We start from the raw sequence: 12063 nt of genomic DNA, 5'->3' as shown, positions 1-12063 counted from the left end.
GGACAGACATCTCAGAGATCTCAGGAGAGAGCTATGACCACCAGCCTGACGCCGCAGGAGGCCGAGGCCAAGATCGCCCAAGTCGACCAGGCGATGCAGAATGCCAGGGCCTTGGCCAACAACATCCTCGACCGCACCCAAACCATGACCGCCAGTTCCTGGCTGGGTCACAAGGCACAGAGTTTCGGCAACATCATGCAAAACCACCACGAGGACTTCACCGCGGTGATCAACGCCTTGAACCAGGTCGCCGAGACGGGCAAGACCAACATGCGCACCTTCGCCAACCTCGACGCCGAGTAGCAAGCTCTAAACGAAAGGACTTGAGCATGGACACGATTCGCTACGACTACGGCTCCAACTACGACCACTTGGACGCCATTCAATCCAACCTCAATGACGCGCAAGCGTTGCGCGAAGAAGTAGAGAAGGTCTTCAGCGTGCTGTCCACGGTGTATGAAGGCCAAGCCGCCGACGCGCTGCAACAAAAGCATCAGCAGGTTTCGGCGCTGATGGACAACGTGATCAACGACATCACCGCAACCCGCGCCGGCGGTGCCCAGCAGCAGGAAGACACGCGGGCGCTCGACGCGCACCTGGCCGGCAACTTCTGAGCAATCGGCCCACCCGATGTGCCGGGCCCCGTGCAACGCGCGGGCCCGGCACACCCGCGGTGAAATGTCCGAGGGGCAGCGACGGTTCGCTTTTGACGGTTGGGTTTACTTGGCGGGGATGATGGTCCCGCCGTTCATGCCGGTATCGAACTGGTATTCCCATTGGCCCACATCGATTCCGTACCGGGAATACAGCTGTTTGGTGATCTCCGCTTGCGCACTGAGGTTGCTGACCTGGATGGTCGGGTTGCCGTTGTCGTCGTGGCGGTATGGCGCGAAGGCTGGATCGTTGACGATCGACGGATCCTTCGTCACGAGACCATTGACGATGCTTTGCACGGTGGTGTTGGTGTCGAGTTGATTGGCGGCGTGCTCATTAGGGATGGCATTGCTCGGGTTTTGCACTGCGTTTTGATTGATGATCCCGATGACGTCAGGCTTGATTCCGGGACCGGCGACGTCGATCAGGCTCTTGATCACCGGCCCCGCTTCGGGGATGTAATTCAGCACTGCGCCGGCGGCTTTGTACGCCGAGTCGTAGCTGGCACCGTTGACGGCGGCTTGCCACTGAGCCTTGTAGACATCGCCCTGGTTGAGGGCGGTTTCGGCCGACTGGGTGCCGACTTCTAGTGCGTGCTGCATCTGGCCTGCGGTCTGAGCGTAGGTGTAGGGTGCGTGGCCGCTGCCGTATGCGGTCGCCAGAGCGTTTTCCTGCCCGAAGGTGGCGATGGCGGCATTCACCCCGGCGGTGGGGTTGGTGGCCAGCACCGAGTACATGTTGGCCAGCTGACTGGAGTTGGCGAAATGGCTGACGCCCGGTATCGACTCGGAACCGGCGAATGTGCTGTAGTACGGGGCCAGGTCGCTGGCCAGGTTGACGATCAAATCCGGGTTCCGCTGCCCGACAGCGGTTCCGGGATCGCCGGACAGATGCAGCAGTTCGTTGGAGTGGTTCGACATGTACTGGGCCACGGTTTGGGCGATCTGGCCGGACTCTGCCGCGCGCACTTCCGATGGGCGGTCGCCGGGGACGGCCACCGCGTCCTGGGAGCTGATATTGAACAGCTGCGAGACCGTCTTACCGTGATCGCTCCATTGATGGTTGAACACGTCCGACAACAGGGTCTGACCGTTGGACCCGGTCAGCTCCGCGGAAACAGCCGCTTTGTCATCGGCGACGGCGGCAAACATTTGTTCGGTCATCGGCGCGTTGGGCTCTTGGCCGCGCCCGTCGACGAAATACAAGGCTTGCTTGTCATTTTCGGCGGCGACCTGACCGCGCAGATACTGTTGCGCCGCGTTGAGGACGCCCTTGTCCAGACCGCTCCCGTGTTTGAGTCCGGGGCTGGCCATGGCCGCAATGGCCGCGTTGGCTTGGTTCGCCCCGACGCCGTTGAGGTTGATGGTGTTATAGCCGTAACCACCAACGAGGGAGAATCCTTCGGTCATCAAGTCGCCACGGTTGAGTGCGTCGTACATCTGATGCGGCAGCAGATTCGTAGCACCGTGGGCGGGGATCGTGCTGTCGCCGGTGACGCTGGCGCTGACGCTGTTGGTGGACAGCAGTTGCAGCGCGTTAGCGACGCCTTGTCGCGCCTCGGCCGGCATCTCGTTGAGGATGGTCTCGATCTGTTGCGGCGACTTGCCGTCCAAGGAGCGGGCCAGCGCGTTGATGTATTGCATCTGCGAGGCCGGGATGTCCACTGTGGCACCGGATTGCAGCGCGGTCAGTTGCGCCGGAGTGAGAAGTCCCGCTGCGGTGAGCCGCTGAATCTCGTCGGCGCTGAGATGCCTGGGATCGTTGAGCAGCTGGTTACCGTCGCTTGCGCCTTGGTCGGTACCGAGGGTGGCGGGCTGGATGAACGCCACCTGCAGATCCAGGCGCGCGGCGTTGAGCGCATCTTTGACTTGGGTGTCGGCCTCTTCGGTGGCGTCGGCGGCGCTGGTGATCTGGATCTGCCACTGTTCCTGAGCGGCCAGGTCGGCACTGGTGGTGAGGTCGGCTTTGGAGACCACCAAGTTCTCCGAGACGGTGAAGCCGGCCTGTTGAGCGCCCGCGATCGCGTTGCGCGCCCGCTGCAATGGCGCATCGATCTGGTGGAAGCCGTCGGTGGCGATCTTCGCGACCCGATCGAGATGATCGACCACGCGGGCGGCGGCTTGTCGATCGGATTCCGCACGGGTCATCGCGGCGTCCGCGGCCACCCCCTGCCAGTGGCCGCCGTTGACATTGGCGACCGCGGATTTGTATCGGTCGAACAGGCTGTCGATCTTTGTGCCCATCGCCGTCCAGGCTTCGCCAATCGCGGTCAGCGTCGCCGGATTCCACGCCTCGATCTGGGTTTTGGTCAGGCTCACTTGGCCACCGCGGGAACACTCCAGTCACCGGTGGCATTGGTGTAGGTGGTCATTACGGTGTTCTCGCTGACGTTGCTGTTGTCCGCCTTGCGATATTGATTGGCCACGTCGACCATGATCTTCCCGGTCTCCGACAGTCGCTGCTTCACGGCGCCGACGAGGACGGAATCGATCAGGTCGTGAGCGATGCTGGAGGCTTCGGTGACCGCGGGTTCCATGCCCCCCGGTACCGACAGGTACGGGCCCGCTGCGGGCCCCGTGCGCAAAGCCCCGGCCTCGTTGGCCAGTCCCTGCAATACCGGCCCGAGTCCGGCCAGTCGATCCAGGTCGACGAGCAGCGTCATCGCACTCCCCCATTTAGCCCTGTGACGCGCGCAGGTTACTCGCGGTCAACGATTTGAGTGACCCCGTTACTGCCGGTTAATTCTATGCCGGGTCCGGCCGGCCGGACGCGCGCCGCTGCATTGTTCGCCGAGAATTCGAATTGCCGCAGGGCGGCGTTGTCCGCGGACAGCTGCTCCGGTTATATGTTGCAGCACAAAAGGGTTCGAACACGTGTCGCGAAGCACGGTCCGCGGCCGCCGCGGGACACGCCTGGTGTACTAGGGGCGGGATCGGTGCACCCGCGGGAAGGTCTGCGCGACCGCACCGGCCAACTGCAGGTAGGCCTCGAACGTGGCGGGTTTGAGCAACTCGACGTCGATGTCGGCGCCCTCGGCCAAATGCGGGTCGAACGGGATCAGGTGGATGGATCGACACCGGGACGCGAAGTGCTCGTAGACCTTGTCGAGCTTCAGAGCGGCTGATCCCGGTCGTGATGCGGAGAGCACTACGTGCGCGTCGCGCACCAGCGCCGAATGCCCGTGTTGCATCAACCAATCGAGCGTCGCCGAGGCGCTGCGGGCGGCGTCGATGGCCGGCGAACTGACCAGCACGATGCAGTGGGCGAGGTCCAGTACGCCTGCCATCGCCGAATGCATGATGCCGGTGCCGCAGTCGGTGAGGATGATGTTGTAGTAGTTACGCAGGATGTCGATGGTGTGCCGGTAGTCGGCTTCGCCGAACACCTCCGACACCGCAGGTTCTTGCTCGCTGGCCAGCACCTCGAGTCGGCTGCCCGCCATTCGGGTATGACCCCTGACGTCGGCGTAGCGAGTTATGTTGGGATCGTTCAGCAGATCGCGCACCGAGGAGTTGGTCGAGGCGTCGCGGACCCGCTCGGCCAGAGTGCCGCGGTCGGGGTTGGCGTCGACGGCGATGACACGGTCCTGGCGCATCAGCGCCAGCGCCGATCCGAGCCCCAGCGTGGTGGTGGTTTTGCCGACGCCGCCCTTGATCGATAGCACCGCGATGCGGCAGTCGCCAATGATGGGCTGGCGGATCAAGGCCAACAGATCTTGACGTTCGCGCTCTTTGCGGGACTGGCCGGGGTTGATGCGTCCGCCGGTGGCCCGGTGCACCAGTCGACGCCAGCCAGATTGCGGCGCGCTGCGATCACGGTTGACGATCTCGGCCTCGTCCAGTGGTACCGGCATCCGGGCGGCCTGCGGCATGGCGGCCTGGCCTGGCGCGGGGTGGTGCGGTGCAACGGCGTGGTCTTCGGGGGCTGACCAGCCCGGTGGGGCTGACCAGCCCGGTGGGGGTGGCCAGCCGGGGGGCAGCAGAGGTGGCGGCGGCGGCAACGGCGGCAGCGGCCAAGACGGCGGAGGCAGGGGCGGCCCGGCACGCCAATCCTCTTGTTGCGGTGGCGGTTCGCCGTACCTTTCCGGTGGTGTTCTGTTAACCGGCTGTTCCCCGAATGGAGGTGTTGGGGCCGCCTGGTGTTGCCTGAATCGCTGGCCTGTGTCCCTCGGCGTGATCATCGACGCGTTGGCCAGCTGCCAGGGCGGCAACGGGAGGCGAGGCTGCGCTGACATGGCGACACCGGACTGCGGCCGGTGCTGCGCGGCGCTCGGCGAATCACCTGTGCCGCGTCCAGCGATTTCGTCGGGCTCACCGATCGATGGATCCTCGTGCGGCAGCATCGTTTTGTCCCCCCGCGATCCGGCGCTCAGTTCGGTTCCGATGGTACGTGCCGTGTCGGGCGCGTGCTCGTGTCGGTCAGCGGGAGCGTCGTCGGGCGGCAGCCAGTGCCGCGGCGGCAGCCATCACCGCCAGGCTGGCCGCGGTGACACCGAACACGACAGTACGCGCGTGCTCCTTGCGCGAATCCGGTTGAGCGCCACGACCGATCGATGCAGCGCGCTCAGATCCGGTCCCGGTTTGCGGGGGTGGCAGCTGATAGGTCAGCGCGGCCACCGGGTCGACCACCCCGTACCCGGTGGCGGGGTTGGGTCCGTCGCCCGGCGTGTGCGCGGTGCGCTTGACCAATTCCATTACCTGCTGGGCTGTCAATTGCGGGAAGCGTGATCTGATCAGCGCGACGACACCCGACACAAGCGGAGCGGCGAAGCTTGTGCCGTTCAGCGGCATCAGGCCGCGTTGGGCCAGTTCGGCGTCGACGAGGCCCGGGCCGTTGGCGTCGAGTGAGGTGATGTTCTCCCCGGGTGCGGCGACGGCCAGCCAGGGGCCGTGCAGGCTGAAATCGGCCGGCAACGCCGAGGTGGTCACCGCGCCGACGGCCAGGACGTAGTCGCTGAACCAGGCCGGCGTGGCAATGGTTTGTACCGTGTCCCAGCCCTGCGTCATCGGCTGGTTCGGGTCGTTCTGCGAATTCTGGCTGGCGCAACGGCTCTGGGCGGAGACGTTGCCGGCCGCGGCCACCACCACCACGTTGCGGTCGAATGCGTAGCGAACCGCGCGACCCAGTCCGGCATCATCTAATCCGGTGCCGACGGCCGCGCAGGCGGCTTCGGAAATGTTGACAACGGTGGCGCCCAGATCGACCGCTCGGGTGACGGCCAGCGCAAGTGTCGCGGTGTCGCCGTAGCCCGTCGACGTGGCATTGGGATCGTTCGCGTTGTTGGCGCCGCCGACCGGCCCATAAACGCTGCTGTTCTGGCGGATCGACAGGATCGCAGCGTCGGGGGCCACACCCGCAAAGCTGTCGTCGCTGTCGGGGGCGGCGGCGATCAGTCCGGCGACCAAGGTGCCGTGCGCGTCGCAGTCGGCCAACCCGTCGGTGGTGGAGACGTAGTCGCCCCCACCTTCGAGCGCGTGCAGCCGCGGGTGGCGGTTCACCCCGGTGTCGATGACCGCCACCTTCTGACCCGCCCCGCGCGAGAATCGCCACGCCGAGCGGTAGTTGAGCATTGCGTCGGCACTGGTCTGCTTGCGGAAGTCGGTGCCCGCCAACACCCCGGTGGGCACGCCGCAGAGTGCTTTGAGCTCGCTCGGCTGCGGCGGAAGCGGTGGCCCCGCCGGTGGTGGGCCGGGCTCCACCACCGGGGGCCTGATGGCGCTGGCCGGCGCGGGGACACCGATGCCGGCGCCCGCGACCAGGACGGCGGCGCACATCCGCGCCGCGGCGCGACGGGAGCTGCCACTCACCAGTGCAGCCTGCCGTAGATGCCCATCACCCACAGCCCCACAGGTATCAGTGCACCCGTGGCGGCGTAGTCCAGGTAGGGCGCTGCAACCGAACACCATTGCCGCACACGGCTCTGTGGCGCCAACGCGCCGGCCAGGGTCGCCGCCGCGGCCAAGACGGCGAGTACGCCAATTCCGGTCAGCCGTAGCGGGAAATCCCCGGCCTGAGTCTGCACGCACACGGCCAACGTCAGTGCCACGGCGGGCGCCGCCAGCGCGGCCCGCTCGGCGAGCGTGCCAACCCGCCGGCTGCGCAGCGCCAGCACCGTCGCGCAGACCAGCGCGAAGGCCAACGCCGCCCATCCGGGGTCGGTGCGCTGCAGCACCGCGCAGCTCGTCGCGACGACGGCCGCCAGACCCGCCAGCAGGCCCGCCCGAGTCAGCGCCACCGCGTGGACTCGGGCCCACACCTGCTCAGCCCCGGGCATATCGCTGCCGGGGTCGTTGCCCTCAGCCGAATCCGTTGGTCTCGGCGTGAATCCCGGCATCGTGGCCCCGGGTCGCCGCTTGCGGCGTGCCTTGACCGGCGGTGCGGGGACGCGCGATAGTCGCGAGAAGACGGTGGGAACGGCCAGTGCAGCCACCGTCGCTATGGTGGCTGCCGGCACCGCCAGCAGCGCCACGGGTACGGCCAGACCCCGACCGAGAAAAGCAAGGCCCGAGAAGCCCAATATCACCTCCGCACCCAAATAGGCCCAGTGCGCGGCGCCGATGATCCGCTGGCAGAGTACGGCGAGGCCCAGCAGGATCGCGCTTGCCGCAGCCACGGCGTAGGGTCCGTGCGGTGCTGCCAGGTTCCAGCCCAGCGCGGCTCCCAGCGCAATGGGCGGCCAGGCGGTTGCGGCGGCGATGGGGCTCAAGCGCGGGGTGCGGCTCGCGACCGTCGCAACGGCGATCAGGCTGAGCGCGGTCAGCGCAGCGCCGGCGACCACGGCGCGGCGGTGTGTCGCGGGCGACCCCTCCAACAAGAGGAAAAGCCACGCCGCGGCAGACAGCCACAGTCCTACGAAGCCCATCGTTTGGGCCGTACCGGAAGTCCAAGCCGGGTGCAGCGTCCGGTTCAGCCGGGCGGCGGCATCGACGACGTCGTCGTACAGCGTCGGTGGTGAGAGTGCGCGCTGTTCGCAGAGGCGCAACAACTCGTTGTCGGCGATGCCGATGGCCCGCAGCGTCTGGTCGGGGGGCAGCGGCTCCCCGCCCAGTCGGGTCAGCACCCAAAAGCTGCGACGTTCGTCGCGGGCGGCGGGATCCTCGACGTCACGGGTCTGGCGGGAGTGGATCAGCGTCACCAGCTCGGGCAACAAGGCCGCCACCGGAATGTCCGCCGGCAGGGCGACATCGAGCTGGGTCAGCGTGCCGAGCACCGAAACCCGGATCCGTGCGGGTCGGGCCGCGACGACCGGACGCAGCTCGCTCACCCCGGTCATCGGTCAGGCATCCTGGACAACTGGATCACGCCCTCTTTCATGGTGCGCGAGATCAGCATTCCCCGCCCGGGCGGCATCGGGCTGGCCTTATAGCCACCGAACAGCGGACCTTCCTCTTTGCTACCGCTCATCACCAGCGCGTTGCAGGACAAGTCCTTGAGGCGACCGACGAACGGGTCCATCAGCGCGCGGGCGGCACCTCCGGTGCGTCGGGTGACCGCAACGCGCAAACCGATATCGCGTGCCTGGGGCAGGTATTCGACCAGCGGGCCGAGCGGATGGCTCAGGGCGTTGCCACCCAACAGGTCGTAGTCGTCGACCAGTACGAACAATTCCGGTCCGGACCACCACGACCGATCCTTGAGTTGCTGCTGGGTGATGTCGGCAGGCGGGAGTCGGTCTTTGAGGGCACCGGCCAGTGCGGTCATCAGTTCGGTGGACGACTGCGGGGCGCTGGCGTAGCCGCCAAGGTATGCGTCGTCGACGACGCCCAGGAGCGAGCGACGGAAATCGACGACGATGATCTTGGCTTGGTCGGGTGTGGCGTTCTCCATCACGCCGGCGGCGATGTTGCGCAACAGACCCGTCTTGCCGCACTCGGAGTCGGCCAAGGCCACCAGGTGCGGCTGTGCGTCGAAATCGACGACGACCGGGGCGAGTTCCTCCTCGTCGATGCCGATCGCGATGCGCGAGTGGCTCAGCAGCCCGGCCTCGGCCGCCGCCGCGACGACCTTCCCGCGCTCGACGTTGTGCGGCAACATCCGGACTGGCGGCGCCTGCCGGCGGCCATAGTGGGCGCGCATCGCCGCTACGGCGCCGGCCACCCCGGCCGGCAGATCCTCGACGGTGTTTGCCGAGTCCAGCCGCGGCAGGGCTATCAGGATGTGCAGGCCCTGGGGGTTGATGCCCCGGCCGGGCCGGCCGACCGGAACCAATTCGGCCGACCGCCGGCCCACCTCGCTATCGATCGGATCACCCAGCCGCAGCTCGATGCGGGTGCCGAGCATGTCCTTGACGGCGGGGCGGATCTCCATCCAACGTGACGCCGAGATCGCCAGGTGCACACCGTAAGACAGGCCCTGGATTGCTATCGACTGCAGCACGGGCTCGAGGGCCTCGAAATCGCTTTTGATCGATGCCCAGCCGTCAACGACAAGCACGACATCGCCGAAGCTGTCATGCGCCAAGGGGTCGTCGCCGCATGCTTCGGCAGAAAGCGCGGCCAATTGTGCCTTGCGAGTCCGGAATTCACGCATGGATTCGATGCCCAGGTCACGAAAACGAAGTTCCCGGGCACGAAGCACGCCCGCCACTTCAGCGACAGTGCGCCGGATCGCGTCGGAGTCCATACGTGCGGCCACCCCACCGACGTGCGGCATGCCCGCCAGCCCGGCCAGGGTGCCTCCGCCGAAGTCCAGGCAGTAAAACTGCAACTGCTCCGGGGTGTGCGTAGCCGCGGCCGCCATGATCAGGGTGCGCAGCGCCGTGGATTTACCCGACTGCGGGCCGCCGACCACGGCCACGTTGCCTTGCGCGCCGGACAGATCGACCATCAAGACGTCACGGCGCTGGTCGTAGGGCCGGTCCACGAGCCCGATCGGCATGCGAAGCTGGCCGGTCAGGTTCTGCGCGGCACGCCAGTCGGAGTCGGTGAGCAACTCGTTGACCGCGGGGCTGTCGGCGAGCGGCGGGAGCCACACTTCATGGGCGGGGCGCCCGTGTCCGCGTAGCCGGCCGACCACCACGTCGAGGACGGTGGTTTTCTTCGGACCCGACGCTGCGGGGGTTTCCGCTGCCGGTTCCGCTGGGCTCGGGGCGGGCGCAGGCGCCGCTTCGGCGGCCGGCACGGGCACGGCAGTGAACAGTTTGGGCGCCAGTGCCCCCAACGCGGAGGTGCGACCCGTGTGCGCGGACACCCTGGGTTTGACGTATTCGCCGGAGACGTAGCTGGTATTGAACCGGACCGGCTCGTCGACGTCACACTTGAGGAACGCCGAGCCGGGCACGCTGGGCAGGTGGTACGCGTCGGGCACTCCCAGTACGCTGCGTGACTCGCCCGACGTGAAGGTTTTCAGCGCGATGCGGTAGGACAGATGCGAGTCCAGGCCGCGCAGCTTGCCTTCTTCGAGACGCTGGGAGGCCAGCAGCAGGTGCATGTGCAGGGATCTGCCCAGCCGCCCGATCATCACGAACAGCTCGGCGAAATCCGGCTTCTGGGAGAGCAGCTCGGAAAACTCGTCGACCACGATGAACAGCGCCGGCAGCGGCGGCAGGTCGGCGCCGCCGGCGCGGGCTCGTTCGTATTCGGTGACGTTGGGCAGGTTGCCGGCGGCGCGCAGCACTTCTTGACGCCTGTTCACCTCGCCCGCCAGCGCGTCACGCATCCGGTCCACCAGCGTCAGTTCGTCTTCGAGGTTGGTGATGATCGCGGCGATGTGGGCCAGACCTTCGAGTCCAAGGAATGTGGCGCCGCCCTTGAAGTCGACGAGCACCAGGTTCAGCGCGTCCGGCGAATGTGTGGTGACCATCGACAACACCAGTGTGCGCAGCAATTCGGATTTACCCGATCCGGTGGCGCCGATGCACAGTCCGTGCGGGCCCATCCCTCCCTCGGCGGACTCCTTGATGTCAAGTTCGACGGGCTGCCCTGTGGGGGTGGTGCCGATAGGCACCCGCAGTCGCTCGCGCGGTGATCGAGGACGCCATACCTGTTCCGGCATAATGTCTGCCGCGTCGGCGATACGGAGCAGCGCCATCAACCCCGGGTCTGTCACGCCCGTGGCGGCATGGAGATTGATGATGTGGGCGGCGCTGGCCGGGCGGTAGCGGCCGATGCGTCGCGCTGTGGTCTCCGCCTCTGCGGTGGTGAGCGAGTCGGGGGTCGCGAACCGTTCGGTGCCACTTGCGGTGTGCGCGGCGACGTCTTCGCCATCGACGACCAGTTGAAGGTTGCGTCGAGCCGCGACGCCCTGGCGGGGACCGTTGAGATCGAGCACCGTCACGCTGTCCATGCCGGCGTCAGTGACCAGCCGCTCCTCACCGCTGACGTATCCGTCGTCGAGGACGACGACTAATTGTTTGGTTCCCTCGGTCGGCGGTGCGGTGCGGCTGAAGCGGCCACGCTCGGCGAAATCGGAGGCGAGCAGCGTTTCCAGTTGCGCCAGGGCAGGGACCAGCAGCCGGACCGATCCCATGCCATCGCGGGAATTGGGGTGCTGGGCGTGCGGCAGCCACTTGAGCCAGCCCCAGTGCTCGCCGTCGGGGTCAGCGGTCACCATGGCGACTTGCACGTGATCCGGTCCGTGGAACGTGCACAGCTCGAGCAGCATTGAGCGCACCAATTGGCGGACCATGTTGCGCTGGCCCTCGAAGGTGATGGCCGGGAAGGCCCTCAGCGACACCGCAGTCGGCAATGCGTGCACCACCGCGTGGGTCTTGACGAATCGGCGCAGCGCCACGGTGGCGACCGGTTCGAGATCTTCGGGCGGACCGGTCTCGGGCGCCAGCATGCGGGTAGCCAGTCGATGGGTGCCGATGCCCAGCCGGACATGGCAGTAGTCGGCATCGGCCGGCCGACGTTCCCACATCCGCCTGGTGCCAACCACATCGGCCAATGCGCGTGGGTCGGGATGGCTCCACTCCAGCGCGAGGCGCTGGGACTCGCCGGTGTTGTCGACCTGTTCCCGCAGGTTGGCCAGATAGCTGAAGTAGTCCTTACGTTCCTCGTTGAGTTCGGCGGCCGCCTTTCCGGTGCGGCCGCCGCCGCCCAGAAACATGCCGGCCACCGACATGACCATCATCATCGGGAAAATCAGGAACATCGGGTTGCGCGACAGGTCGCGACCCCCGACGGTGACCATCAGCGCGATCATGCCGACCACGGCGACCACCATCATCAGCGGCATCAGGCGCAACACCAGGTTGCCGGGCAGGACCCGCGGGACCTCGGGTGGTGCCTCCATGTTCAATTCCCCGCCGGGCATCGGCGGCGGCACCACCCGCGCTCGGCGAACAAAACCCTGAGTGCTCACAAACCCCCCGACAGTTCCCCAACCCGGCACCGGGACGGCGGCCGGTCTTGGTAGGTATTGTCAGCGTCAACCCGCCCCAATTCCCAGGAGGCCGACGGGGTTTGA

At 66.8% G+C, this 12063-nt stretch carries 7 protein-coding genes and 1 pseudogene; 2 read left to right on the top strand and 6 right to left on the bottom strand.

The window, feature by feature from the left end:
• Positions 1-33 precede the first annotated feature (33 nt).
• Both A5713_RS03205 and A5713_RS03200 read left to right on the top strand, forming a co-directional pair.
• Positions 34-303 carry a WXG100 family type VII secretion target gene (locus A5713_RS03205; protein WP_068092423.1) on the top strand — a complete coding sequence of 90 codons (270 nt, stop codon included), beginning with the start codon at positions 34-36 and terminating at the stop codon, positions 301-303.
• Positions 304-329: 26 nt separating this feature from the next.
• Positions 330-614, top strand: a complete 285-nt coding sequence (locus A5713_RS03200; protein WP_067927725.1) for a hypothetical protein — start codon at positions 330-332, stop codon at positions 612-614.
• 105 nt (positions 615-719) lie between these two features.
• Here the strand turns inward: A5713_RS03200 and A5713_RS03195 are convergent, their stop codons facing one another.
• The 6 genes and pseudogenes from A5713_RS03195 to eccCa form a co-directional block, all read right to left on the bottom strand.
• Positions 720-2972, bottom strand: coding sequence for a hypothetical protein (locus A5713_RS03195; RefSeq protein ID WP_068092421.1), 2253 nt, complete (start codon positions 2970-2972; stop codon positions 720-722).
• Complete coding sequence (locus A5713_RS03190; protein WP_067927734.1) at positions 2969-3316, bottom strand: hypothetical protein; 348 nt, start codon at positions 3314-3316, stop codon at positions 2969-2971. The genes A5713_RS03195 and A5713_RS03190 overlap by 4 nt, the downstream gene beginning before the upstream one ends.
• Before the next feature lie 258 nt (positions 3317-3574).
• Positions 3575-4990, bottom strand: a pseudogene (locus tag A5713_RS03185) (MinD/ParA family protein); the annotation flags it as partial.
• A gap of 82 nt (positions 4991-5072) precedes the next feature.
• Positions 5073-6428 (bottom strand): type VII secretion-associated serine protease mycosin, encoded by a 1356-nt coding sequence (mycP, locus tag A5713_RS03180; RefSeq protein ID WP_068092418.1) that lies wholly within the window; start codon positions 6426-6428, stop codon positions 5073-5075.
• A 29-nt stretch (positions 6429-6457) separates the two neighbouring features.
• Complete coding sequence (gene eccD, locus A5713_RS03175; protein WP_068092415.1) at positions 6458-7927, bottom strand: type VII secretion integral membrane protein EccD; 1470 nt, start codon at positions 7925-7927, stop codon at positions 6458-6460.
• Complete coding sequence (gene eccCa, locus A5713_RS03170; RefSeq protein WP_068092414.1) at positions 7924-11958, bottom strand: type VII secretion protein EccCa; 4035 nt, start codon at positions 11956-11958, stop codon at positions 7924-7926. The genes eccD and eccCa overlap by 4 nt, the downstream gene beginning before the upstream one ends.
• Positions 11959-12063: the final 105 nt, after the last annotated feature.

The sequence above is a fragment of the Mycobacterium sp. E2497 genome, from assembly GCF_001668695.1.
Taxonomy (GTDB): domain Bacteria; phylum Actinomycetota; class Actinomycetes; order Mycobacteriales; family Mycobacteriaceae; genus Mycobacterium.
This window is presented reverse-complemented; position numbering and strand designations above follow the sequence as displayed.